We start from the raw sequence: 26033 nt of genomic DNA on the forward strand, positions 1-26033 counted from the left end.
GACTGGTCTTCATTTTGTTCAGGGAAAGTTTTTGGCGAAAAAAGAAAATTTTATGTCATAGGAGGTTGAAAAAACCACTTTCTTGTGATACAATCTTGAAGATTTAGGGTTACATCAGTTTGTAACCATTCAGTAAAATAGATTGATAAGAAAGGGAGATTGTATGAAAGCATTTCTGATATTAGAAGATGGCCATGTTTTTACTGGTACAAGTATTGGTTCCACGAGAGACGTGATCAGCGAGATCGTTTTTAATACTTCCATGACCGGATATCTGGAAGTAATGACAGACCCTTCCTATGCAGGACAGGCAGTATGTATGACATATCCATTAATTGGAAATTACGGTATCTGCTATGATGACCAGGAATCCAGAAAACCATGGGTTGATGGTTTTATTGTCCGTGAATTATCCCGTATCCCCAGCAACTTCCGTAGTGTGGATACCATTCAGCATTTCTTAAGTAAACATGATATTCCAGGTATTGCCGGAATTGATACCAGAGCATTGACAAAGATCCTCAGAGAAAAAGGTACCATGAATGGCATGATCACTGTCAATGAGAATTACGACTTAAATACAATTATTCCCCAGTTAAAAGCATATACAACAGGTAAGGTAGTTGAAAAGGTAACCTGCCGTGAAAAGGAAGTATTAAAAGGTAATGGTCCAAAAGTAGCGCTGCTGGATCTGGGCGCAAAGAGAAACATTGCACGTTCCTTAAATGAGAGAGGATGCCAGGTAACCATTTATCCGGCTCTTACACCGGCTGAGGAAATCTTAAAGGATTCACCGGACGGAATCATGTTAAGTAACGGCCCTGGAGATCCTAAGGAATGTACTTCCATTATTGGGGAAATTAAGAAACTTTATGATTCTGAGGTTCCGATTTTTGCAATCTGCCTTGGACATCAGCTGATGGCACTGGCAACAGGCGGAGATACACATAAGATGAAATATGGCCATCGTGGTGGAAATCATCCGGTAAAGGATCTGACAACAGGAAGAGTTTATATTTCCTCTCAGAACCACGGATATGTAGTAGACGCTGAGGACCTGGAGGCAAAAAATATTGCGAAGCCTGCATTTATCAATGTTAATGATGGCACCAATGAAGGAATGGCATATGAAGGAAAGAACATTTTCACAGTGCAGTTCCATCCGGAAGCCTGCCCGGGTCCGCAGGATTCCAGCTACCTGTTTGACAGATTTATGGATATGATGGGAGGAAATAAATAATGCCAAGAAATAAAGACATTAAAAAAGTACTTGTAATTGGTTCCGGCCCGATTATCATCGGCCAGGCTGCAGAGTTTGACTATGCAGGAACACAGGCCTGCCGTTCTCTGAAGGAAGAAGGTCTGGAGGTAGTTCTTCTTAACTCTAACCCTGCCACCATCATGACAGACAAGGATATTGCTGACAGAGTATATATTGAGCCTCTGACAGTAGAAGTAGTAGAGCAGCTGATCCTGAAGGAAAAGCCTGACAGTGTACTTCCTACACTGGGCGGACAGGCAGGACTGAATCTTGCCATGGAGCTGGATGAGAAAGGCTTCTTAAAAGAACATAATGTAAGACTGATCGGTACCACTGCTGAGACTATTAAGAAGGCCGAGGACCGTCAGGAATTTAAGGACACTATGGAAAAGATCGGAGAACCGGTTGCTGCTTCCAAGGTTGTTACCACAGTAGAAGATGGACTGGCTTTCACTAATTCCATCGGCTATCCTGTAGTTCTCCGCCCTGCCTACACACTTGGCGGAAGCGGTGGCGGTATTGCCTACAATGAAGCAGAGCTTCGTGAAATCCTGGAAAACGGACTTCGTCTTTCCCGTGTAGGTGAGGTTCTGGTAGAGCGTTGTATTTCCGGATGGAAAGAAATTGAATATGAGGTAATGCGTGACAGTGCAGGTAACTGCATCACAGTCTGCAATATGGAAAATATTGACCCTGTAGGTGTGCATACCGGTGACTCCATCGTAGTAGCACCTTCTCAGACTCTGGGAGATAAAGAGTATCAGATGCTTCGTACATCTGCATTAAATATTATCACAGAACTGGGAATCACAGGTGGATGTAATGTACAGTATGCCCTTCATCCGGAAAGCTTTGAATATTGTGTAATTGAGGTTAATCCCCGAGTAAGCCGTTCCTCTGCACTGGCTAGTAAAGCTACCGGTTATCCTATTGCCAAGGTTGCTGCCAAGATTGCGTTGGGATATACTCTGGATGAGATTCCAAATGCCATTACCGGCAAAACCTACGCAAGCTTTGAGCCGATGCTGGACTACTGTGTAGTTAAGATTCCACGTCTTCCTTTTGATAAATTTATTACAGCAAAGAGAACTCTTACCACTCAGATGAAGGCTACCGGTGAGGTTATGAGTATCTGCCATAACTTTGAAGGTGCCTTGATGAAGGCAATCCGTTCTCTGGAACAGCATGTGGACAGCCTGATGTCCTATGATTTCTCTGAGCTGACAGATGATGAACTGCTGTCAGAGTTGAAGGTTGTAGATGACCGCAGAATCTGGAAGATTGCAGAGGCTATCCGCAGAAATATGCCTCAGGAAGAGCTGCATAATATTACCAAGATTGACCTGTGGTTTATTGATAAGATTGCGATCCTGGTAGAGATGGAGCAGGCACTGAAGAGCCAGGAGCTTACAAAAGAGCTTCTTCTGGAAGCGAAACGTATGGAATTCCCTGATTATATCATTGCAGACCTTGCCGGAAAGACCGAGGCAGAGGTAAAAGCACTCCGTCAGGAATGGGGAATTAAAGCAGCTTATAAGATGGTTGATACCTGTGCAGCAGAGTTTGCAGCAGAGACACCATATTATTATTCTGTATACGGTGATGAGCAGACAGAGAACGAAGCTGCAGCAACACCGGATAAGAAAAAAATCCTGGTACTTGGTTCCGGTCCGATCCGTATTGGTCAGGGTATTGAGTTTGACTTCTGCTCTGTACATTGTACATGGGCATTTGCCAAGGAAGGATATGAGACAATTATCATCAACAATAACCCTGAGACAGTAAGTACTGACTTTGATATTGCAGATAAGCTGTATTTCGAGCCTCTGACTCCGGAAGATGTTGAGAATGTAGTAAATGTTGAGAAGCCTGATGGAGCAGTGGTTCAGTTTGGTGGACAGACTGCCATTAAACTGACGGAAGCTCTGATTAAGATGGGTGTGAAGATTCTGGGAACATCTGCAGAAAATGTAGATGCTGCGGAAGACCGCGAGCTCTTTGATGCGATCCTGGAAAAATGCCAGATCCCAAGACCAAAGGGACACACTGTATTTACTGCTGAGGAAGCTAAGAAAGCTGCCAGTGAGCTGGGATATCCGGTACTGGTTCGTCCTTCTTATGTACTTGGTGGTCAGGGAATGAGAATTGCAGTCAGTGATGAGGATGTAGAAGAATATATCGGAATTATCAATCAGATTGCGCAGGAGCATCCGATTCTGGTGGATAAATACCTGATGGGTAAGGAAATTGAGGTTGATGCTGTATGCGATGGTGAGCAGATCCTGATTCCTGGTATCATGGAACATATTGAACGTGCAGGTATCCACTCAGGAGACAGTATTTCCGTATATCCGGCTCAGACGATCAGTGAAAAGGCAAAAGAAACCATTGCAGACTATACCAATCGTCTGGCACAGGCTCTTCACGTAATCGGTATGATCAATATCCAGTTTATTGTATGTGGTGACGAAGTGTATGTAATCGAGGTTAACCCTCGTTCCAGCCGTACAGTGCCATACATCAGCAAGGTAACTGGTATTCCGATCGTTCCTCTTGCTACCAGAGTTATTTTGGGATATAAGCTGAAGGATATGGGATATGAGCCTGGTCTTCAGCCGGAGGCAAAATATTTTGCAATTAAGATGCCGGTATTCTCCTTTGAGAAGATTCGTGGCGCTGATATCAGCCTTGGACCGGAGATGAAATCCACAGGTGAATGTCTTGGTATTGCAGAAAGCTTTAATGAAGCACTGTACAAAGCATTCCTGGGAGCAGGAATCCGCCTTCCGAAGCACAAAAATATGATCATCACTGTAAAGGATGAGGATAAAGAAGATATTATTCCGATTGCAAGAAGATTTGAAGCCCTTGGTTACAGAATCTATGCAACTCTGGGAACTGCAAAAGTTCTGAAAGAGAATGGAATTAAAGTGATCCGTACCAATAAACTGGAGCAGCCGTCACCAAACCTTATGGATCTTATTCTTGGACATAAGATTGATGTTGTTATTGATACTCCGCCTCAGGGAGTTGAGCATCAGAAAGACGGATTTGTGATCAGACGTAATGCGATCGAAACAGGTGTGAATGTCCTGACTTCTCTGGATACAGCAGAGGCACTGGCAACCAGCCTTGAGAATACAGATCTGAACAAATTATCTCTGATCGATATTGCTACGATTGCAAGAAGATAATATGAAAAAACAATGACCGCTTTTCACATAGGGGAGAGGCGGTCATTTCTTTGAATAAGAGAATAAGAAAGGAAGTCAAATATATGCTTGAAATGTTGAAGGTTATTTTCCTTGGTATTGTGGAGGGAATCACAGAGTGGCTTCCCATCAGCAGTACAGGACATATGATCCTTGTGGATGAGTTTCTGAAGCTGAATGTAACAGAGGAATTTAAGAATCTGTTTTTTGTAGTGATCCAGCTGGGAGCAATTTTGGCAGTAGTAGTTCTTTACTGGAATAAACTGTGGCCGTTTTATATAAGGCCTGTCTCCGCAAAAAAACAGGCAATTCTGGATCGCCAGCCGACAGTATCCAGAGGAATTCTTACCTTTGTGGAGAAATTTTGTGACAAGGATAAATGGGTACTGTGGTTTAAGATTATAGTGGCCTGTATTCCTACAATTCTCATAGGACTGCCATTTAATGATGTGATTGAAGAAAAATTCAACAATTATGTGGTAGTTGCAATTGCTTTGATCTTCTATGGAATACTTTTTATTGTTATTGAGAACTATAATAAAAGAAGAAAGCCAACCTGTACCAGCTTGGATAAATTATCCTTTAAGACGGCATTTATTATTGGACTGTTTCAGGTATTATCTGTTATTCCGGGAACCTCCCGTTCTGGTTCTACCATTATTGGAGGTATTCTTGCAGGTACTTCCCGTACAGTAGCTGCAGAATTTACTTTTTTCCTGGGAATTCCTGTAATGTTTGGTGCCAGTCTCCTGAAACTTCTTAAATTTGGATTTTTTTTCACAGGAAAAGAATTGATGATCCTGATTGTGGGAATGGTTGTGGCATTTGTTGTTTCTATTATCGCAATCAAATTCCTGATGGGATACATCAAGAAACATGATTTCAAAGTATTTGGATGGTACAGAATTGTACTGGGTATCCTGGTACTGGGATATTTTATCGGTAAAAATTTAATCGCGTAACTCTAATAAAAAAGCTCTGTCCAGTGACAGGGCTTTTTTCAAATCTGATAAATATAATTCAGGCAGGGTGATTTTCGGAATATTTAATATAATCTACTACCATCATCGCCAGCTTAAATGTCAGTGCATCTTCAAATGCGCGGATATCCAGTCCAAATTTCTTCTGAAGCTTCTCGAAGCGGTATACCAGAGTATTTCTATGTACATAAAGCTGTCTGGAGGTTTCTGAGAGATTCAGGTTATTTTCAAAGAAGGTACGGATGGTGATGAGTGTTTCTTCGTCAATAGAATCCAGTGTTTCCTCATGAAAGATCTCATCAATAAACATTTCACAGATGGAAACAGGAAGCTGGTAGATCAGCCGGCCGATTCCCAGCTGATTATAGCCGAAGACATTTTTTTCTGCATAGAAGATCTTACCTACTTCCAGGGCGGTATGAGCCTCCTTGTAGGTATCAGGCAGTCTGGAAATATCCTCTGCAATATTGCTGTAAGCAACCCAGGCAGAGGTCATAGCTTCTGTATTCAGCATATCCACAAGCATACAGGCAACAGAGTCCAGATCGTCATAGTTTTCTGTAGATTGGAGTTCACGAACAATGATAATTCCGGAATCATCAATGGCTGTAATAAAATCCCTAGTTCTGGCAGAAAAAATATTCCGAATGGTTGCCAGTGCATTTTCGTCTTTACTTTGCTTGGTTTCCACAAGAAAAACTGCACGACGGACAGATGTGGCAATATGAAGTTTTTTAGCACGATTAAAAGCATCCACCTCGGAATAGGTACCTAAAAGGAGGTTCTGCATAAAGGTGTTCTTGTCATTTTTTTCAGCGTAGGCAGTAAAGAGACTGTGAATCTGGCATACAGCAAGTTCTCCGATGGTAGAAGCAGCTTCTCCCTTGCCCCAGACAATCAGCAGATAGGAGTCGGTCTGGATTTCTGTGAGTTTATAGAGGCAGCAGTTGGTATTAGAAACGCAGAGGGCGTTGCTCTGGCGAAATTCATCCAGTTTCTTTTGGGCAGGCAGTTTTCTGTCGCAGGTGGAGACAAAGACATTATTTTCTGAATCTATCAGGCAGAAATCCAGCTGGCTGATATTTTTCCAGTCAGTGAGACATTTCTGTAAAATCTGTTGTATTTTCATTGAGCTGGTCCTTTCTCATATTATGAGATACATTATAACACAAAAACCCGAGGAGTTTTCCCCGGGTTTTTTAAAAGATTCCTAAAATTAGTTGCAGATTGTAAGTTCTGTTTCTTTGTCGAAGAAATGAGATTTCTCCATATCAAATGCGAATTTGATCGGGTCACCGGTTTTTGCTGTTGTACGAGGATCAACTCGTGCTGTAACCTGAGTTCCGTCAACATCAAAGTATAAGAATACTTCAGCACCCAGAAGCTCATAAACCTTAACTACAGAGCTCATTGGAGCACTTGGAGAAGCTTCGATAAACATCTGAGAATCATGAATATCTTCTGGACGGATACCAAGAACAACTGTCTTGCCTACATAACCGTTATCTTTAAGAACTTTAGCTTTTCCAGTAGGAACAAGCAGCTCATGCTCGCCAACTTTAGCAATGATATTTCCACCTTTTTCAGAGATTGCTGCGTCAAGGAAGTTCATCTGCGGTGATCCCATGAATCCTGCAACGAATAAGTTGCCTGGTTTCTGATACAGGTTCTGAGGTGTATCTACCTGCTGAACAACACCGTCTTTCATAACAACGATTCTGGTACCAAGAGTCATAGCCTCTGTCTGGTCATGTGTTACATAGATGATTGTAGCACCCAGTCTCTGGTGGATCTTGGAAATTTCGATACGCATCTGTACACGAAGTTTAGCATCCAGGTTGGAAAGAGGCTCATCCATAAGGAATACCTTAGGATTACGTACGATAGCACGTCCCATAGCAACACGCTGTCTCTGACCACCGGAAAGAGCCTTCGGTTTACGATCAAGAAGTTTTTCAAGGTCAAGGATTCTTGCAGCTTCACGAACTGCTTTGTCGATCTGGTCTTTCGGAACTTTACGAAGTTTAAGTCCGAATGCCATGTTATCATATACTGTCATATGAGGATACAGAGCGTAGTTCTGGAATACCATTGCGATATCACGGTCTTTAGGCTCTACATCGTTCATAACTTTGTCACCGATCTTTAATGTACCGCCGGAAATTTCTTCCAGACCAGCAATCATACGAAGTGTAGTAGATTTACCACATCCTGAAGGTCCTACGAAAATGATGAATTCTTTATCTTCGATCTCCAGATTGAAATCTTTAACTGCCTGGAAACCATTTGGGTAAGTTTTGTTAATGTGCTGTAATGATAAGCTTGCCATAATTATTCTTCCTCCAAAATTATCTTATATTATTTTTGCTGATTGATTACTCGCTTTTTTCATCTGTAGACAGTATAACGAAAAGGAGGGGGGATGGCTAGGGAAGAATCGTACAAAGATTTGTTGGGTTTCTTGTCAATCTGACGAAAAGCTGGAATGGACATCCGGGGATTCCGTCAAACTGTCAAAAGACATGAGAAAAACGCAGGACAAAATGACGAAATTCTGTCTGCGTTTCTCAAAATTGGAGTTAAAATATGAAGGATCTGGTGAGAGAACACGAATATTGTGCTAAAGTTACAGGGTACCCAGAGAAAGCAAATCCTCAGGAAGCATTTTTTGCAAATTCTGTGTTGACCAGTTCTGCATACGATGTACGTTCTTTCAGTTCACCTGCGTCTTCCAGGATATCCTGCAGAAGCTCAAATCCTTCCTGTCCAAATACCAGATTTTCTTTCCAGGTGTCCTGATCGTAATAGCGTTTTACAATGGCTGTGATGGTATCCAGATCTGTTTCCGGGAACTGAGGCTCGATGATTTCTGCGATTTCCTCAGGAGTGTGGTTCTGGACAAAATCCATACCTTTTTGCAGAGCATTGGTAAATTTCTGCATGATATCAGGATTCTTTTTCATATAGCTGGTTTTGGCGCTATAGGAGGTGTATGGCACATAGCCAGAGTCAACACCCAGGGATGCCACAACATACCCGGCACCCTGCTTTTCAAGAGCAGTAGCAGACGGTTCAAACTCCACAGTAAAGTCTGCTGAATTATTTCCTGTAAAAGCAGCCGCAGTGGAGCCAAAGTCAATACTCTGGTCAATAGACAGATCTTTCTGAGGGTCAAGTCCATTCTGTTTCAGAATATACTCAAATACCATTTCCGGCATGCCACCCTTGCGGCCTCCAAGAACTTTTTTGTTTTTCAGATCTTCCCATTTAAAATCCGGCATTTCTTCTCTTGCCACAAGGAAATTTCCGGCCCGCTGGGTAAGCTGTGCAAAGTTTACAACAGGATCGGTAGCTCCTTCCTGATAGGCATAAATAGATGCTTCTGCGCCCATAAATCCGATATCTGCCTCACCGGATATGACTGCGGTCATAGTTTTATCGGCTCCAAAGCCAGTTACAAGGGTCAGATCAAGCCCCTCATCTTTAAAATACCCTTTTTCAATTGCTACATACTGCGGAGCATAGAAAATAGAATGTGCCACTTCATTTAAGGTAACCTTTGTAAGCGTCTTATCATCCGAACTGTCCTTTTTCTTTGCAAATACTGTTACCGGCAGAGCAGTCACAGCAAGTATAACCGCAGTTGTCAGTGCAATCCATTTTTTATTTTTCATACAGATACTCCTTTACAAACTTCTGCTGTTAAGATATGCAGGAGGCAGAGGAAGCGTTCATATATATCAGTCAAATAGATGGGTTGCATTTTTATATAAAAAACATCAAACTTTGTTGACAATCCCCAAGACATTTGATAAACTTTGTCAAGTAACTTAATATTCCATGAGGGAGTAGTTAGCGCGAAAGTGTGGTTTGTCAACATTCTGATTATATTAGAGAGTATAATCTGGCAAATCTTAAATAATGAGACTCATGTATATCGATTAGCAGCTTATGTATGATGCATTGGTTGGTAATTGATATACATGAGTCTTTTTTATACCACAGAAAATTACTCTGTAATGTTTCTATAGTATAAAGGCTTTCCGGGCAGAATAGCAGGATTCTTTTACGGTTGTTGGGTATACTTGTAATGGCGGATATTTCGGCTGACAATACTGTTATGGAGAATAAAAGGAGAAAACATATGGAAAAATTCATTAACAACGCCCCATTTGCCCTTGTGCTTGTATTTCTTGTAATAGGTTTTGTGCTGCTTATTAAAGGTGCAGACTTTTTCGTAGAGGGAAGTTCAAGTGTAGCAAAGAGACTGCATGTTCCGTCTATCATTATCGGACTTACCATTGTTGCAATGGGAACATCACTTCCGGAGACTGCAGTCAGTGTATCAGCTTCACTTACTGGCAATAATGAGCTTGCAGTAAGTAATGTAGTCGGCTCCAATATATTCAACCTGATGGTTGTTATTGGTGTGTGTGCAATGATCGCCACAGTAAATGTTGCAAAAGAAACAATAAAGAGAGATATTCCATTTTCTCTTATCTGTGCAGGACTTTTATTGTTTTTGGGAATTGCAGGATTTGGCGATAAAGCAGGCATGATACTTGGACATCTTGACGGTGTAATATTCCTTGGCGCCTTTGCAGGCTATATTTCTTACATGATCAAGGTTGCATTAGAGGCAAGTAAGGAAGGCAGGAAGGTTGAGATTGAAGGCGCTTCAGAGGAAGAGATCAGGCTGATTTCCGTGCCGCTCAGTATTCTGTTTATTATTGGCGGCGCGGCTGCGATCGCAGTTGGCGGAGATATTACTGTAGATGCGGCATCAAGGATAGCAAGTGACCTTGGAATGAGCCAGACACTTATCGGGCTTACGATTGTTTCAATAGGAACATCACTTCCGGAGCTTGTAACTTCAATAGTTGCAGCCAGAAAGAACGAAGTTGATATGGCGCTTGGCAATGCAATTGGTTCCAATGTATTTAATATACTTATGGTACTTGGTATTGCATCAGCAATTAGTCCGATCAGCCTGATCACGGAGAATATTATTGATCTGTGTGTACTTATTGTATTTACAGTCTGTGTATGGATATTTGCAGGAACCAAAAAGAAAATCGGAAAAATCGAAGGATTTGCTATGGTTGCACTTTATGCGATATATGCGGTTTACATTGTAATAAGATAAAGGAGATATCAGGAAATGATATTGTTTTTTAAGATATTTTTTACTGAATTTATAGCAGAGATGGGAGATAAAACCCAGCTTATGCTTATTGCTCTTACCTCTAAACACAAGTTAAAAGATATTATACTGGGAACTGCAGCAGCAATCCTTGTACTTAATGGACTGGCTGTTCTTGCAGGTGGGCTGGTCAGTGAATTTATTCCTGACTGGCTTATTAAAACAGCAGCAGCACTTGCATTTCTTTATTTTGCTGCATCAACAATTGCCGGAGATGAGGATGATAAAGAGGAAGAGGGTGGCAAATCAAAGATTAAGTTTGCCCCTCTTGCAGTTTTCTGTACATTTTTCCTGGCAGAACTTGGAGACAAGACACAGCTGACTGCCATTACATTTGGTGCAAATGAAGGTATGGGGGCAGCTTTTGTTGTATGGATCGCATGTTCGCTGGGACTTTTTGCAGCGGACATTCTTGGAATGTTAGTCGGTTATCTTTTAAAGAGCAAAACTCCGGATGGACTGCTTAATACAATTGCATTTATCATATTCTTTGTTTTCGGTGTATATACACTTTACCAGGCACTTAAGCTTATCAGTGCAGGTGTCTGTCCAATCCCGGTATGGCCGGTGCTTATGGTTGTGACTATTGTTTTTGTTGCTTTATGTGGCTACTTTTTTGTGAAAAAAAAGAAAAAAATCAAATAAATTTGTCATGCATAGAAATATGTGTTAAAATAACCATCGAAACTGGTTCGAAACCCTCCCAGTATAAAAAACTAGGCAAAGTAAAAAATACTGCGGTCGCTTATGAGTTATCATAAGCGGTCTGTTTGCTGATGCTTTTGTTTATTGGAGGGATAAACAAAGGCATTTTTTACTTTGGCAAAAGTTAGAAAGGAATTAAATGAAAAAAAGAAAAGTAATTATTGATTGTGATCCGGGGATTGATGACAGTCTTGCGATTATGCTTGCACTGAAATCACCGGAAATCGAAGTGATCGGAATCACCATTGTGTGTGGAAATTCACCGGTGGAGATGGGATTTGGAAATGCAAAGAAAATCCTGAAGCAGATGAACCGTCTGGATGTTCCTGTATACATTGGGGAAAGCACTCCCTTAAGGCGGGATTACGTGAATGCTCTGGACACTCATGGAGAAGACGGGCTTGGCGAAAGCTTTCTGCCTGAAGTAACCGGTTATCAGCAGCAGATCAGTGCTGTGGATTTTCTTGCTGATGTGCTGAAAAAAGAGAAAGTATCCATAATCGAACTGGCACCTATGACCAATCTTGCCAAACTGATCCAGAAGGATAAAGAAGCATTTTCCTGTATTGAGGAAATTGTTTCCATGGGCGGCAGCTTTAAAAGTCATGGAAACTGTTCACCTGTTGCAGAATACAATTACTGGTGTGACCCGGACGGTGCTTCCCTGGTGTATGAGACACTCCATCAGAATGGTCAGAAAATCCATATGGTCGGGCTGGATGTGACGAGAAAGATTGTACTCACGCCTGATCTGCTGGAGTATATGTGCCGTCTGAACAAGGAAACAGGGGAATTTGTAAAGAAGATTACGAAATTCTATTTTGATTTCCACTGGGAATGGGAGCATATCATTGGCTGTGTGATCAATGATCCCCTGGCAGTGGCATATTTTATCAATCCGGAACTCTGCAAAGGCTTTGATTCCTATGTACAGATTGAAACAGAGGGAATTTCTCTTGGACAGTCTGTTGTGGATTCTATGAATTTCTACCGAAAAACTCCAAATGCAAGGGTGCTGACTGAGGTAGATGTGTATGGATTCTTTCAGATGTTTCTTTCAAGAATCCTTGATCAGAAACCGGAAGAACTGGATATTTTACAAGATTTAATACGAGGAGATTTAAAATGAAAACTGAAAAAATAAGTGTACAGAAAATCTGTATGATCGCTTTTGCTATCTGCATTAATTTTGTGGGAGGACAGATTGCTTTATTTCTGAAGCTTCCTATTTATCTGGACAGTATTGGAACAGTATTTGTGGCTGCTGTCCTGGGACCCTTTTATGGAATGCTGCCCAATTTGCTCAGCGGCCTGCTGATGGGAATGACTGTAGATATTTATTCCCTGTATTACGCTCCGGTAGGAATTCTTCTTGGTTTTGTGACAGGTCTTGTGTACAGAAAATTCCAGCCGAAAAAGTGGCAGATATTTCCGGCTGCTCTTGTGATCACACTCCCATCTACCATAATCAGTTCCTGTATTACGGCGTTTTTATTTGGAGGAATCACTTCCTCCGGATCCACTGTTCTTGTGCAGCTTCTGGCAAAAACACCTCTTGGAATGGTAGGAAGCTGCTTTGTGGTTCAGTTTATCACAGACTACATTGACAGGGTTCTGTGTATTGCAGTAGCAGCAGTTCTTATTACAGCGCTGCGTAAAAGTATGAAGGAGAATTTTGCCTGATGAAAGTTCTGATTACAGGCACAGCATCCGGGATTGGGAAAGGCTGTGCAGAATTTTTTCTGAAAGAAAATCATGAAGTCTATGGATTTGATAAAAATCTATCCACGATTCAACATCCGAAATATACTCATTTCTGTCTGGATATCAGAGACAAAAGCGCTTATCCGGAAATCGGACCGGTAGATATTCTGATCAATAATGCAGGGGTTCAGAATGGTGATGATATTGATGTAAATCTGAAGGGAACGATTTCTGTTACAGAACATTACGGCATTCATCCCAATATTTATTCTGTTATTATGATCGGATCAGCAAGCGGACATACAGGGTCTGAATTTCCGGAATATGCGGCAAGCAAAGGAGGAGTCCTTGCCTATGCGAAAAACGTGGCCATGAGGATAGCTCCTTATCAGGCCACATGCAACAGTCTGGATTTCGGCGGGGTTATGACTGAGCTGAACCGGCCGGTGATGGAGGATGAAAAGCTCTGGGATCAGATTATGGAGCTTACACCTCTGAAACGGTGGATGTCTGTGGAAGAGGCAGCAGAGTGGATTTACTTTATGGCGGTAAAAAACCGCTTCTGTACAGGCCAGAACATTCTCATTGACGGTCTGGAGGCCGGAAACTGTAATTTTATCTGGCCATAGAGTGAAGGTTAAAAATCGTGTTTTGAGAAATCATTTCTGGAATCTGCTGTTATTTTGTGCCTGAATATGATAAAATGGGAAAATAGTGATAAAGATATTTCAAAGATAAAGAAAGTATTTAACTGGAGGCGCAAAAATTATGGATATTAAAGAACAGATTCATGGATTAACAGAGGAGATGCTTACCAATCTGGGAAGGCTGGTTGCCATTGATTCTCAGCTTGGCACTCCCACAGAGGGAAAACCCTTTGGAGAAGGTCCTGCCAAAGCACTGGAAGAAGGTCTTAAGATTGCACAGGAGCTTGGATTTAAAACAGTCAATCTGGACAATTACTGTGGTTACGCAGAGATGGGCGAGGGTGATGAGATTGTTGGTATTGCCGGACATCTGGATATCGTACCTGTAGGTGGGGACTGGAGCTATGATCCGTTTAAACTGACACGTGAGGGTGATTATGTTTACGGTCGTGGAACAACAGATGATAAGGGACCTGTTCTGGAAGCTCTTTATGCAATGAAGCTTCTCCGCGATTCAGGTGTGAAGCTGAACAAGAGAGTACGTCTCATTATGGGATGTAATGAGGAAACAGGTTCCAAATGTATGGAACATTATAATGAAGTGGCAGAAGAATTATCCTGTGGCTTTACTCCGGATGCCAGCTTCCCGTGTATTCATGGCGAGAAAGGTCATATGGGAATGATGGCATATTCAAAGAATACAAAGATCATTTCCGCAGATGGCGGTTTCGTTTCCAATGCAGTATGTGATTCCTGCACCATCGTTGTTCCGGCAGAGGCTGGTTTGAAAGAAAAACTGGAAGCAGCACTTTCTGAAACAAAACTTCAGGAATACAAACTGACAGAAGAAAATGGACAGATCAGTATCTATGCAAAAGGAGTTCCGGCACATGCCAGCACACCAACTCTCGGAGTGAACGCAGCAGGAGTTACTTTTGAGTGTCTGGAAAAAGCAGGATTCGAAGATGATTTTGTAAAATTCTACAATACACATATCGGTACATCCTGTGACGGTGCAGGGATTGGACTTAAATTTGCAGATGAGTACGGAGATCTCACCTTATGTAACGGAATCATTAAGACAGAAAATGGTGTCGTTTCCTGTACTATCGATATCCGTGTACCTGTCACATTAAAAGCAGACGAAGTCCGCAAAATGTGTGCAGACAGACTGGAAGATGAAAATGGCCGCATGGAAATCCTGGAGATTGGTGATCCATTATTCTTCCCAAGAGAATCCCCACTGGTAAATGCTTTATACAAAGCTTACACAGATGTAACAGGCGATACAGAGAACAAGCCGATGGTGATCGGTGGTGGAACTTATGCAAAGTCTCTTAAGAATATCATTGCATTTGGACCTGAGAAACCTGGAATTGATTATCGTATCCACAGTGCAGATGAATTTATCCTCGTATCCGGAATGGAAGAGGCAGTTCTGGTTTATATGGAAGCAATCAAGAACCTTCTGGCAATCTGATGAAAAATATATAATCATATTGAGTAGATATGGGCAGAGAAGTGTCAAGAAACTATTTCTTGACACTTCTTTTTGCTTCATGCTATACTCAATTACACAAACTGTTCTGTGTGAAAGTGTTTTCCATAATGTCTTTTTGAAGGTGGTGATATGAATATGAACTTTCAAGATCAAATACAGCAGATTTTTGGAACAACAGATATTCATGAACTGAAGCAGATATCCAGAGATGCTGACAATTACAGATGTTTGAAGGCAGATATGAATAATAGCAGTATTTCTGAAAAGAAGAAAAATACCGGAAGGAAAAATTCGTTTACAGAAGAGCAGCTGGCACATATTTTGGCACTGCAGGACCGGGGAGAAAAAATTACAGATATTGCCAGACAGTATCACGTTTCCCGTCAGACGATTTACAGTCAGATAAAGCGAGCCTATAATTTTTCTAATGATCCGGATGTGAAAATGCGTATGAATTTCATGAATCATGATGATCTGTGTACAACGATAGATATTGATTTCAGGCATGAAAAAATCAAGATTAAAAACTACACAGATCAGATTATTTTCCGGGCATTTGGAGTTGTAACTGATCCGGATTGGGCTGATTTTGAATATTTTCTGGAAGAACGCTGTTTTCCCAGAACACGCGATCACAGGAAAGATATTTTGAGAGAGATGGGACTTCCATTTTATGATCCATTGTTAATTGTTGAAAAAACACAGGGGCGTATGTCAGATGATCATCAATGGATTATGATTCTGAAAAAGGAGGGCTGATCAAAAATGGAAATTCGCAATTTTGATGCATATTCTCCCTTGCATAAGAGCGGTCATACTTCCAAGGGAGATCAGCTCAAATGGAAAATTGATGACAGGTGGTATAAGGCTGACTATATGGGATATGAAGGTTTATCGGAAGTTCTTGTATCTGACCTTTTGCAGAAAAGTACCTGTCCTTTTCCTTTTGTTGAGTATGAAGCAGCTGTAATTGAGTATAATGGGAAAATATTTCAGGGCTGTTCCAGTTTGGATTTTCTGAAAGCAAATCAGGTTCTGATTCCGCTGGAAAAATTGTATCGTCGATATACAGGTGAAAGTCTGGCAGTAAAGCTCTCAGATTTTGAAGATGTTTCAAAACGCATTCAGTACCTGGTAACTCAGGTGGAAGAAATTACTAAAATAGATAATTTTGGAGCGTATCTGACTGCAATGCTGGAAATAGATGCATTTTTCATGAACGAGGACAGACATACCAATAATATTGCGGTCATTTATAATGAAAAGACACAGAAATATGAACTGAGTCCTTTCTTTGATCAAGGACTTTGTATGTTTGCCGACATAAATCAGGATTATCCTATTGATCAGTCATTGGAATATTGTCTGGAAAAAATTGAGGCGAAGCCATTTAGCGCTGATTTCGATATACAGTTGGATGCAGCAGAAGAACTGTATGGCATTCAGATTGGTTTCCAATTTACTTCTAAAGATATTCAGATATACCTACAGAAGAATTCGGAAAATTATCCCAGGGAAGTAATAAGACGCGTGGAGCAGCTGTTAAGAAGGCAGATGCGTAAATATGGGTATCTGATGAAAAAATGATATTACAGAGAGTGTGTGAAGTTACAGGCAGGTAAAGGATAAAAAAGTCACTTACCTGCCTTTTCTGATAAATTTTTGTAACAGCTGTGAGTCGGAGACTGTCAAATCAGTCAATGATACTATACTGCATCATTTCATAATGTAATCTGCATCCTTCCGTAATCTCAAAGGGCAGAAGTGCCCGTGCTACGAGCTTCAGTTCTTCTTCAGGCAGATCTGTTCTGCGAAGATGTGCATAGTCACCGTCAATAGATTCTACAATATAATCACAAACTAACATAAAAATCCTCCATTCACATTTTGCGTAATACAATAATCATAGATATAGAATACCACAGAGAAAACAAGTATCACAAGTCTCTTAGAGCATTTTTCAAACACGCTCCAGGATCATATAGACATAAAAAGAGGGCAGTGTTATAATTTTTCCTAAAGAAAATGCGATATGGGAGGTACCAAAATGTCTAAAGTTGTAAAGCTTTCATCCGTAATGGAACGGGAAGAAAAATTAAAGGAAATCTATGAAGGTCTGGAAGAAATAAAAGATCAGCTGACAGCACTGATCGATGAGTATGAAGAAGAGGAGACACACACAGGAAAAGCAGATAAACTGATCGAAGCCCTGGACGCTCTTGAGGATGCTTCGGAAACCATAGAGGATGTACTGGAAGATTAATGAAGGAGAAAGCATATTTTCACCTGCCCGGGCTGTTTGAATTTTATGAGCTGTACCGGATGTTCCTGCCTTTATTCCGGGAACACAGGGAATATTTTTACGACTGGTGTGAAATTGGCTCCATATATGGTGCTCCGGCAGATTGTATCTGGGGTGGAGGCAGGGCTGGCTTCGGAGAGAATGATCCGGAGGAGGTTCTTGAACTAATGCAGGAATATGGGATTTCTGCCCGGCTGACTTTCAGCAATTCCCTGCTTCGCCAGGAGCACCTTTCAGACAGAAAATGCAATGCACTGTGCCGGTTGTTTGAGAGAAACAGAGAACCGCAAAACGGCGTGATCATTTATTCAGAACTGCTTTTGGAATATCTTAAGGAGCAGTATCCGGGACTCTATTTTGTTTCCTCCACTACCAAGGTTCTGACAGATTTTACACAGTTTGAAGAAGAAATCCGGAGAAAAGATTTCCGTTATGTTGTGCCGGATTTCCGGCTAAACAAGGCTTTTGATAAGTTAAATACATTGTCTCAGGCTGAGAAGGACAAAGTAGAATTTCTCTGCAATGAATGCTGTTGGTTCGGCTGCAGGGACAGAAAAGCCTGCTATGAAACGGTCAGCCGTAAAAATCTGGGCGAAAACTGTCCGGAGCATCACTGCAAGGCACCAGACGGGGCGAGGGGCTATCTTTTTTCAAAAGCTATGGAGAATCCGGGGTTTATTGGAATCAATGATATCCGGGATATCTATCTGCCAATGGGATTTTCAAATTTAAAAATAGAAGGCAGAGGACTCGGAAGTGCCCTGATACTGGAATTTCTGCTCTATTACATGACCAGACCGGAATACCAGATACATGTCAGAGAAAAAATCTATCTGGACAGTATGCTGGATCTGTTTTGAGAGAATTATACCACCGCATTGTGTTAATATATGACAATGCGGTGGTTTTCTGTCCGAAAAAGTATGTGGATACCTGAACTCGGTTGCCGTAGCAGTGAAGTTTTTAAAAATATCCCGGAAACAGTTGACATAGTATACAGGTTCTTATATTATATAGATAACCGATATATAGGCAACCTATACAATAGGAGGGGAATACTATGGCTATTGAAAAATCACTGGTTTCCGGGAGTATGACAATGCTTATACTGAAATTGCTGTCAGAAAAGGATATGTATGGATATGAGATGATCGATACCCTGCGGCAGAAATCTCAGAACGTGTTTGAACTGAAAGCAGGAACTCTGTATCCGTTACTGCACAGTCTGGAGGATAAAGGATTTCTGACAGTATACGAACAGGAGGCAGCCGGAAAGACCAGAAAGTATTACAGCCTGACCAGACGGGGAAGGGGATTTCTGGAAAAGAAAGTAGAAGAATGGAAAGAGTATTCTGCAGCAGTAACCAATGTGCTTGTAATGGAGGTGTGATCTATGGACGAATATCTGAAAACATTACTGGAACAGATTCGCTGTAAGAAAGCGCGGCCTTATGTAAAAAAGGAATTTCAGGATCATATAGAAGATCAGATGGAAGCAAATATGCATGCAGGCATGGATCGTGAACAGGCAGAGAGGGAAGCTGTCCGGGATATGGGAGATCCTGTGGAAACAGGAATCACGCTTGACAGTGTCCACAGGCCTCAGGTTGCATGGAAACTACTGGGAATAATCATTCTTATCAGCATTGCAGGCGTTTTGATACATGCAGGGATTTCCGGAAAAATCAGTGAAAACGCTACAGCCGGTTCGGACAGATATGTGTTCCATGTTGTGATCGGACTTGTAGTTATGATGATTTTATATCTTCTGGATTACACTTTACTGGCAAGATTTTCGAAAATAATTGCTGTCATTTTACTGTTTGCCTGTCTGGTTACCTTATTGGGTGGCTATCAGTTAAATGGGGCAAGATATTTCATTGTGCTGCCAGGAGGAAGAGGAATATCCATGCCGATTCTGATGCTGTTTTATGTTCCCATATATGGAGCAATTTTGTATAAATATCATGGATGGGGATATAAGGGCTTGATGAGAGCAATCATATGGATGCTTGCACCGCTTATATTGGTCTATACCATGCCTGCGCTTATGACAGCTTGTGTGATGCTGGTATCTATGCTGGTTATGCTGACAATCGCAATTCAAAAGAACTGGTTTACTGTGAGAAAAAAGAAAGCCATCTGCGGAATCTGGGCTGGTTTTCTGGCTATGCCTGTGGCAGCTTTTCTGATCAGGTATCTGAGCAGCAGCCTGACAGAATATCAGATTGCACGTTTACAGGCTATTTTTTCAGGTGGTGGAGAAGAGGATTATTTCACCGGAATGCTGCACTCATTCTGGCAGCAGAATAAATGGATAGGGAAAAGTGGATCAGATGTAATGGGAAATCTGCCGGCCTTTAATGCGGATTATATTTTGACCTATCTGTCATCCGTATATGGAACAATTGCAGTCATACTTTTATGCTGTGTTCTGGCAGTTTTGATTTTCGCAGTTTTTAACACTGCCATGAGGCAGAAGAATCAGCTTGGAATGATGATGGGATGTGGATGCGGAATTGTATTCCTTATAAACTTTTCCATAAATATCCTGGAAAATCTGGGTGTATTTCCACAATCAGTAACATTTCTTCCCTTTTTATCAGCAGGAGGAAGCTGCATTATAGTTTCGTATGGACTGATGGGGATTGTACTGAGTACATACAGATATAAAAATATCTATCCACGGCATCTGAAAATAGGTTTCAAATTCGATAAAACTAAAACAAGAAAAGCTCTGTATGCCTCAAAAATGTCCATGTGCATATTGACAGGAGGCACTGTTGCTGTTATGTGCATTGCCATATATTGGGATTTGTGCAAGGGTTATATGAATATTCCGTTGAAAATCATAATTATTGTATTGACATTGTTTCTGTGTGAAAACATGAGAAGGATTGTGCAGCACAATGAAATGAACAGATAGAAAATGCAAAAAACTGTATTAAGGAAAAATACCGCCATATTGATTGGATAAGTCAATATGGCGGTACTTTTATCCATTAATTGTTTGGAGTAATTGACTGACGGTACTTTTCACGTTTATCTTCGGAAATTTCCAAAGCGTTCATTGCCTGGTCAATGGTCCAGTTCATATTTTTCATAAGATTTTTGATGGATTCTGTTTGAGTAGATTCTATAGCTTCATCCTGCAACATCTGTCCAAGTCTGGTCATGCGCATTACCTCCTTAATTTCGTCTAACTCAGCTCTATCTAAGAATTTGTCAGCCAGTGTATACAACATTGCGGTTGCCTTTTCAGCACTCAGCTCAATATTGGGCTTTGCCAGACGAATAGCTTCTTTAAACATATCCTTGCGGCTCATTTTTCCGGACATCAATGGTGTCAGGGAAAGAGCTGCGTAATCATCTTCAGTAAAAGCTTCACCGTTATCCTGCTTCTGCTTTAATTATTAAGTATAGTCCTCATTCGTGCCTTGAAAATGTCTTCGGCTGTTCTTTTGGCTTTTATCATTTGTAAGGATTTCCGTTTGTCCTCCTTTATATGCCTATTTTATCAGAATACATTCCATTTCTCCAGTCAGAAATTGTGAAAAGACGGCGAAAAGACAGGTTGACTTTTCGACAGTGTATTGTGTACTCTGAAAAAAGAAAATTATTTTTATTAAAACTGCAACTTTACTGTTCAAAATCCGTCTTATCTTATGAAGGCAAAAAAAAGAAACGTGAGGTGAAAAAAGTGGAAGATACAGTAATTATCAATATGTATTTTGACAGATCAGAAAAAGCCATACAGGCGACCGAAGAAAAGTATAGCAAGTACTGTTTCAGTATTGCCTGGAATGTTCTGTATGATAAGGAAGACTCCGATGAATGCGTTAATGATACATGGTTGGCTGCATGGAATTCAATACCACCCAGAAAACCGGCAATTCTGTCTGCTTTTCTTGGAAAAATAACCCGAAATCTGGCGATAGACTGTTTTCGCAGGAAAAAAGCTGCAAAACGGTCAACAGGGCACATATTAGAATTATGCAAAGAACTGGAAGAAATAGAGGATTTAACAGCATATTCTTTGAATGATGAAATACAGAGAAAAGAGATTCTGGAAATCCTTGAAAAATTCCTGGATTCCCTGAAAAAAGGTGACCGTGACATTTTCATACGACGCTATTGGTATATGGACAGCATCAGTGAAATTTCAGCCCGGCATGGAATTTCGGAAAGCAGAATCAAGTCCAGTCTCTATCGAAGCAGAAAGAAACTATGGGAAAGGGTGAAACATTTATATGGAAAAAGGATTTAAGGCATTGGAACTGATTGGTGATCTGGATGATAAATATATTTACGAAGCTTCCAGACCATGGAAAAAACAGCATCGTTTTTTCCATATACAAAGGAGTTGGAAAACAGCAGCAGCCGGGATCATATTGCTTATTATGGTTGGATGCACATTAAGATATCAGGAAGATGTAAAAGCAGCATTACAGAGAGTAACTTCATGGATCGGACAGGCATTGGGAATTGAGAACGGTGATACCGATTCTTATACAAATGTTGTAGGAAAAAGCATTTCAAGAGATGGAATCACCATAACATTAAATGAGATTGTGATGGACAGCAAAAATTTATGGATTGCGTATTCCGACAGCGAAGATTCAGACGCAGATATGAAGGATGCGATGGAAGACAGGCTTTTATATACGGAAGTACGTATTAACGGTCAGGAAATTCAGCAGGGCTTAGGCCAAAGAACAGTTAATGCTTTCTCAGAAAATCCAATAACAGTGGAAGATTTTACAATCGGAGAAGAAGTCAACACTGAGGGAACTGTAAACATAGAGTTCAAAGTCTGGCCGATTGCAATGGACGATGCTGATACATGGGAAAATGTTCAGAAAATACAGGCTGATACAGAACCTTATACATTTAAATTTGCGACATCAAAAGAAGAACTGGAGAAAAACACTGTGGATTTAAATTTGAATCAGAATGTTAAAATGGATTCCAATGTCCTGAACCTCACAGAATTCAGATGGAATCCATTTGAAAGTACAATTTACGGAATGTATCATGGAACAGTATATATTGACAGCGATTATTATCTGATTGGAACGGACGATCAGGGAAACAAAATCTGCTATCAGGAAACAGGAAGAAATGGTAAGGAAACTATGTTCCGGCAAACGATAGGTCTATATCCCGGATACGAAGAAATCTCCCCGGAAGCAAGCACAATCACATTACAATTATATGAAGTAAAAAACGACACAGCGCATCAGGTGTCTGAAGAAAAAATGGATAAGGATTCCTCTGATGATATCTACGAAGAATCCACAGCCTATGTATATGATGGAAACGAAAGCCCTATAGACTCAGCAATACCAATAGGAGACAATTTTACAATACAGATAAGATAAAAAATACCGCCAATTGTCGGGAGTGATTGTCTTTATTACAGAATAGATTTCACGCTATCTTATATAAAAGCGTGATTAATATACATTAAAAATAAATAATTTTGTGATTTTGGCTGTAATTTTCATAAATTTCACATATAATAAAAGCGTGATTATTAAGCATAAAACTCCAATAAAAATGTGAGGAGTGATTCTATGGAACGATTTATTTTTAAAAAGTTGTTGGCTTGGAAGAATTCTCCCTACCGCAAGCCTTTAATCTTGAAGGGAGTACGTCAGGTAGGTAAGACTTGGATTCTGAAAGAGTTCGGCAGACGCTGTTATGAAAATACAGCCTACTTTAACTTCGACGAAAATGAAGAGTATAAGCAATTTTTTGAAACAACAAAGGATGTGGATCGGATTCTACAAAACCTTATGCTGGCAAGTGGTCAAAAGATATTGCCAGAAAAGACCCTCATCATCTTTGACGAGGTACAGGATTGCCCGAAAGTTATTAACTCCATGAAATATTTCTGCGAGAACGCACCGCAGTACCATGTTGCCTGCGCCGGTTCTCTGTTGGGTATTGCTCTGGCGAAACCTTCCTCTTTTCCGGTGGGTAAGGTCAACTTTATGCAGATTGACCCAATGACCTTTGATGAATTCCTGCTTGCCAACGGTGATGAAAATCTGGCGCAGTATCTGGAACAGGTGGACACCCTTGAACCCATCCCTGATGCCTTCTTTAATCCGCTGTATGAGAAGCTGAAAATGTACTATGTCACCGGCGGTATGCCGGAGTCGGTATTGATGTGGACGGAGGCACGGGATGTTTCTGCTATGCAGGAAGCATTGTTCGGAATCATCGGAGCCTATGAGCGTGATTTTGCCAAACATCCTAATCTCAGCGAGTTCCCGAAAATCTCAATGATCTGGAAATCCATTCCTTCTCAACTGGCAAGAGAGAACAAGAAGTTTATCTATAAAGTGATCAAGGAAGGTGCACGAGCCCGTGAGTACGAGAATGCTTTGCAATGGCTGGTGGATGCCCGCTTGGTGCATAAAATTTATCGCAGCTCAGCTCCCGGCCTGCCGATTGCAGCTTACGATGACTTGTCTGCTTTCAAGATTTATTTGGTGGATGTGGGACTGCTCCGCCGTCTGGCACAGTTGGCCCCCACTGCCTTTGGCGAAGGTAACCGCCTTTTTACTGAATTCAAAGGCGCATTAACCGAAAACTTTGTGTTACAGACTTTAATTACTCAGTTTGAAGTCATGCCCCGTTATTGGAGCCAGAACAACCCACCTTACGAAGTGGATTTCCTCATTCAGCGAGAGAACGATATCTTTCCTGTGGAGGTCAAATCCGAAGCCAACACAACCAGCAAGAGTATGAAGAAGTTCAAGGAACTGTTTCCAGATAAGGTCAAGCTTTGCATCCGTTTCTCATTGGACAATCTGAAACTGGACGATGATGTGTTGAACATTCCGCTATTCATGGCAGATCAAGCGGATAGACTGATCGGATTGGCATTGGAGCAACTATAGAAATAGAATTTATAGAAATGAAACCGGAAATATGGTATGATTGGGACAACAATTAAAACCAGAGCGTGTTTGAAAATAATTTCTACAATCTGCATGCTCCAGACATTAAGGAGGACACAATAATGGATGCAAACATGAAAAAAAGAAACGAGCTTTTGGCAAAAACAGTGATTAAGGGACTGGAATCCCGCAATATGTCCGGGTATTATGCAAAAGATAAAGAAACAGCATTAAAGCAGGCCCTGGAACTGATCCCAAACGGAAGCACAATCGCCATGGGCGGATGCATGAGTGCACATGAGATCGGTCTGGTCAAAGCTCTGCAGGATGGAGATTATAATTATATTGACCGCGCAAAGCTTGAGCCTCGTGAGGGACTTATGGCAGCCTATGATGCAGATTTCTTTTTATCCAGTGCCAACGCAGTCACAGATGATGGCGTCCTTGTCAATATTGATGGCAATTCCAACCGTGTATCCTGCATTGCCCAGGGCCCGAAAAAAGTAATTTTTATTGTAGGTATAAACAAAGTCTGTCCAGATCTTGACAGTGCAATGAAGCGTGCCAGAAATGTGGCAGCTACAGCTAATGCGCAGAGATTTGATATCAAAACTCCATGTAAGGAAACCGGAAAATGCTTTGACTGCAAATCCCCGGATACCATCTGCTGTCAGTTCCTGATTACCAGATATTCCAGACATAAAGACAGAATCCATGTGATTCTGGTAAATGATACACTTGGGATGTAACCAAATCAAGTAAGTCCCCTGCTTCAATTGAACACAAATAAAAAAAACAGTCTCATTGACGCATAATAAGTCAAAGGGGCTGTTCTTTTTTGGAAAACAATAGGTCTGAAAAAGTCAATATCTGTATCATGTAAATCAATACCGGAATGGTTTCTGACACAGAATCCTAATATAATATCCATGCGGCAATATATATCTGTATGTATTGCCAGTCCAATGGCATGGATCGGAGCCTGTGTACTCAAATCCGCATTCTGCGTAATTGGTATAGTTATTTACGATAGCAAAATAGAAATGTGTCAGAGGTTTCCCTGACTTAAACGGCTGTTATGATATTTGCCAGAGTTTGTAACATCTTCTCCGAACCATGTAGGAGGAGTATAGCTGAGGGCTTGCTCTTCAGAAGAAAATTCTACTTCTGCCAGATAGAGTCCTTTATAGGGGGCATCAAATACATCCAGCTCAATGGTAAGTCCGTCCTTTTCAGGAATAAGATAGCGGGTTTTGGAGATTAAGATTCCATCAGCCTTTGGACGCATGTGCTCATAGGATTCTTTGGTAAGCGGAAGATTGTATTCTTCACGTGTCATGAGACCTTTGGATTTGTAGGTAAGATAGTAATTCTCATCCTCTTTGCGGATACGGACTACCGGTGCAGTGGATAAGTAGCCCTGTTCCAATTTGTGATGTGGATAAGAGTCAAGATTTTTTGGCAGATTTTCCTCGGATATTAAAAATTTACGTTCGATTTCCATGAGAAATATTCCTCCTTAAATATGAAGTGCCTGTACAATTTTATGATCATGATAACACTTCCATGGTATATGAGACAAGAAAAATATGTGGGATATTGAGAAA

25 protein-coding genes and 1 riboswitch are annotated in these 26033 nt (G+C 41.0%); of the genes, 19 read left to right on the plus strand and 6 right to left on the minus strand.

Annotated elements, in window-relative coordinates:
* The first annotated feature begins 163 nt into the window (after nucleotides 1-163).
* From H8Z82_RS02805 to H8Z82_RS02815, 3 genes are all read left to right on the plus strand, one after another.
* Nucleotides 164-1240: a carbamoyl phosphate synthase small subunit gene (locus H8Z82_RS02805; RefSeq protein WP_186994156.1), complete on the plus strand. Its 1077-nt coding sequence runs from the start codon at nucleotides 164-166 to the stop codon at nucleotides 1238-1240.
* Nucleotides 1240-4455, plus strand: a complete 3216-nt coding sequence (gene carB / locus H8Z82_RS02810; protein WP_186994157.1) for a carbamoyl-phosphate synthase large subunit — start codon at nucleotides 1240-1242, stop codon at nucleotides 4453-4455. The genes H8Z82_RS02805 and carB overlap by 1 nt, the downstream gene beginning before the upstream one ends.
* A gap of 83 nt (nucleotides 4456-4538) precedes the next feature.
* Nucleotides 4539-5435, plus strand: a complete 897-nt coding sequence (locus H8Z82_RS02815; RefSeq protein WP_186994158.1) for an undecaprenyl-diphosphate phosphatase — start codon at nucleotides 4539-4541, stop codon at nucleotides 5433-5435.
* Between the two features lie 58 nt (nucleotides 5436-5493).
* Here the strand turns inward: H8Z82_RS02815 and H8Z82_RS02820 are convergent, their stop codons facing one another.
* The 3 genes from H8Z82_RS02820 to H8Z82_RS02830 form a co-directional block, all read right to left on the minus strand.
* Nucleotides 5494-6582 carry a PucR family transcriptional regulator gene (locus H8Z82_RS02820; protein ID WP_186994159.1) on the minus strand — a complete coding sequence of 363 codons (1089 nt, stop codon included), beginning with the start codon at nucleotides 6580-6582 and terminating at the stop codon, nucleotides 5494-5496.
* 87 nt (nucleotides 6583-6669) lie between these two features.
* Nucleotides 6670-7782, minus strand: coding sequence for an ABC transporter ATP-binding protein (locus tag H8Z82_RS02825; RefSeq protein ID WP_186994160.1), 1113 nt, complete (start codon nucleotides 7780-7782; stop codon nucleotides 6670-6672).
* 325 nt (nucleotides 7783-8107) lie between these two features.
* Complete coding sequence (locus tag H8Z82_RS02830; protein WP_186994161.1) at nucleotides 8108-9127, minus strand: ABC transporter substrate-binding protein; 1020 nt, start codon at nucleotides 9125-9127, stop codon at nucleotides 8108-8110.
* Nucleotides 9128-9597: 470 nt separating this feature from the next.
* Between H8Z82_RS02830 and H8Z82_RS02835 the strand changes: the two genes are divergently transcribed.
* The 8 genes from H8Z82_RS02835 to H8Z82_RS02870 all read left to right on the plus strand — a co-directional run bounded on the left by H8Z82_RS02835 (nucleotide 9598) and on the right by H8Z82_RS02870 (nucleotide 16800).
* The gene (locus H8Z82_RS02835) at nucleotides 9598-10599 is read left to right on the plus strand and encodes a calcium/sodium antiporter (RefSeq protein WP_186994162.1); all 1002 of its coding nucleotides are present in this window, start codon (nucleotides 9598-9600) and stop codon (nucleotides 10597-10599) included.
* 15 nt (nucleotides 10600-10614) lie between these two features.
* The gene (locus H8Z82_RS02840; protein WP_186994163.1) at nucleotides 10615-11301 is read left to right on the plus strand and encodes a TMEM165/GDT1 family protein; all 687 of its coding nucleotides are present in this window, start codon (nucleotides 10615-10617) and stop codon (nucleotides 11299-11301) included.
* Nucleotides 11302-11337: 36 nt separating this feature from the next.
* Nucleotides 11338-11382, plus strand: a riboswitch (PreQ1 riboswitch).
* A gap of 118 nt (nucleotides 11383-11500) precedes the next feature.
* The gene (locus tag H8Z82_RS02845) at nucleotides 11501-12490 is read left to right on the plus strand and encodes a nucleoside hydrolase (RefSeq protein ID WP_186994164.1); all 990 of its coding nucleotides are present in this window, start codon (nucleotides 11501-11503) and stop codon (nucleotides 12488-12490) included.
* Nucleotides 12487-13044, plus strand: a complete 558-nt coding sequence (locus tag H8Z82_RS02850; RefSeq protein ID WP_008706068.1) for an ECF transporter S component — start codon at nucleotides 12487-12489, stop codon at nucleotides 13042-13044. Before H8Z82_RS02845 ends, H8Z82_RS02850 begins: the two co-directional genes overlap by 4 nt.
* Nucleotides 13044-13694, plus strand: a complete 651-nt coding sequence (locus tag H8Z82_RS02855; protein ID WP_186994165.1) for an SDR family NAD(P)-dependent oxidoreductase — start codon at nucleotides 13044-13046, stop codon at nucleotides 13692-13694. Before H8Z82_RS02850 ends, H8Z82_RS02855 begins: the two co-directional genes overlap by 1 nt.
* A gap of 139 nt (nucleotides 13695-13833) precedes the next feature.
* The gene (locus H8Z82_RS02860) at nucleotides 13834-15192 is read left to right on the plus strand and encodes a M20 family metallopeptidase (RefSeq protein WP_019160767.1); all 1359 of its coding nucleotides are present in this window, start codon (nucleotides 13834-13836) and stop codon (nucleotides 15190-15192) included.
* Nucleotides 15193-15348: 156 nt separating this feature from the next.
* On the plus strand, nucleotides 15349-15972 hold the full coding sequence (locus H8Z82_RS02865) for a helix-turn-helix domain-containing protein (RefSeq protein WP_019160769.1): 624 nt from the start codon (nucleotides 15349-15351) through the stop codon (nucleotides 15970-15972).
* Between the two features lie 6 nt (nucleotides 15973-15978).
* Nucleotides 15979-16800, plus strand: a complete 822-nt coding sequence (locus H8Z82_RS02870) for a HipA domain-containing protein (protein ID WP_186994166.1) — start codon at nucleotides 15979-15981, stop codon at nucleotides 16798-16800.
* Between the two features lie 106 nt (nucleotides 16801-16906).
* Here the strand turns inward: H8Z82_RS02870 and H8Z82_RS02875 are convergent, their stop codons facing one another.
* A complete protein-coding gene (locus H8Z82_RS02875) occupies nucleotides 16907-17080 on the minus strand; it encodes a hypothetical protein (RefSeq protein WP_019160770.1) in 174 nt (57 codons plus the stop codon).
* 180 nt (nucleotides 17081-17260) lie between these two features.
* Here H8Z82_RS02875 and H8Z82_RS02880 point away from each other — a divergent pair, with 180 nt between their 5' ends.
* The 4 genes from H8Z82_RS02880 (at nucleotide 17261) to H8Z82_RS02895 (ending at nucleotide 20441) form a co-directional block, all read left to right on the plus strand.
* The gene (locus tag H8Z82_RS02880) at nucleotides 17261-17476 is read left to right on the plus strand and encodes a hypothetical protein (RefSeq protein ID WP_019160771.1); all 216 of its coding nucleotides are present in this window, start codon (nucleotides 17261-17263) and stop codon (nucleotides 17474-17476) included.
* Nucleotides 17476-18375 (plus strand): hypothetical protein, encoded by a 900-nt coding sequence (locus tag H8Z82_RS02885; RefSeq protein WP_019160772.1) that lies wholly within the window; start codon nucleotides 17476-17478, stop codon nucleotides 18373-18375. Before H8Z82_RS02880 ends, H8Z82_RS02885 begins: the two co-directional genes overlap by 1 nt.
* A 200-nt stretch (nucleotides 18376-18575) precedes the next feature.
* Nucleotides 18576-18905, plus strand: a complete 330-nt coding sequence (locus H8Z82_RS02890; protein WP_186994167.1) for a PadR family transcriptional regulator — start codon at nucleotides 18576-18578, stop codon at nucleotides 18903-18905.
* A gap of 3 nt (nucleotides 18906-18908) precedes the next feature.
* Nucleotides 18909-20441 carry an FtsW/RodA/SpoVE family cell cycle protein gene (locus H8Z82_RS02895; protein WP_186994168.1) on the plus strand — a complete coding sequence of 511 codons (1533 nt, stop codon included), beginning with the start codon at nucleotides 18909-18911 and terminating at the stop codon, nucleotides 20439-20441.
* A gap of 76 nt (nucleotides 20442-20517) precedes the next feature.
* Here the strand turns inward: H8Z82_RS02895 and H8Z82_RS02900 are convergent, their stop codons facing one another.
* On the minus strand, nucleotides 20518-20853 hold the full coding sequence (locus tag H8Z82_RS02900) for a hypothetical protein (RefSeq protein WP_019160775.1): 336 nt from the start codon (nucleotides 20851-20853) through the stop codon (nucleotides 20518-20520).
* 353 nt (nucleotides 20854-21206) lie between these two features.
* Here H8Z82_RS02900 and H8Z82_RS02905 point away from each other — a divergent pair, with 353 nt between their 5' ends.
* The 4 genes from H8Z82_RS02905 to H8Z82_RS02920 all read left to right on the plus strand — a co-directional run bounded on the left by H8Z82_RS02905 (nucleotide 21207) and on the right by H8Z82_RS02920 (nucleotide 25175).
* A complete protein-coding gene (locus H8Z82_RS02905) occupies nucleotides 21207-21782 on the plus strand; it encodes an RNA polymerase sigma factor (protein WP_330607813.1) in 576 nt (191 codons plus the stop codon).
* Complete coding sequence (locus H8Z82_RS02910) at nucleotides 21766-22896, plus strand: DUF4179 domain-containing protein (protein ID WP_186994171.1); 1131 nt, start codon at nucleotides 21766-21768, stop codon at nucleotides 22894-22896. Before H8Z82_RS02905 ends, H8Z82_RS02910 begins: the two co-directional genes overlap by 17 nt.
* 195 nt (nucleotides 22897-23091) lie before the next feature.
* Nucleotides 23092-24426: an ATP-binding protein gene (locus H8Z82_RS02915; protein ID WP_186994172.1), complete on the plus strand. Its 1335-nt coding sequence runs from the start codon at nucleotides 23092-23094 to the stop codon at nucleotides 24424-24426.
* 122 nt (nucleotides 24427-24548) lie between these two features.
* On the plus strand, nucleotides 24549-25175 hold the full coding sequence (locus tag H8Z82_RS02920) for a lactate utilization protein (protein ID WP_178762217.1): 627 nt from the start codon (nucleotides 24549-24551) through the stop codon (nucleotides 25173-25175).
* A 299-nt stretch (nucleotides 25176-25474) separates the two neighbouring features.
* Here the strand turns inward: H8Z82_RS02920 and H8Z82_RS02925 are convergent, their stop codons facing one another.
* The gene (locus H8Z82_RS02925) at nucleotides 25475-25930 is read right to left on the minus strand and encodes a CYTH domain-containing protein (RefSeq protein WP_186994173.1); all 456 of its coding nucleotides are present in this window, start codon (nucleotides 25928-25930) and stop codon (nucleotides 25475-25477) included.
* Nucleotides 25931-26033 lie beyond the last annotated feature (103 nt).

This window comes from Blautia difficilis, from assembly GCF_014297245.1.
GTDB lineage: Bacteria > Bacillota > Clostridia > Lachnospirales > Lachnospiraceae > Blautia_A > Blautia_A difficilis.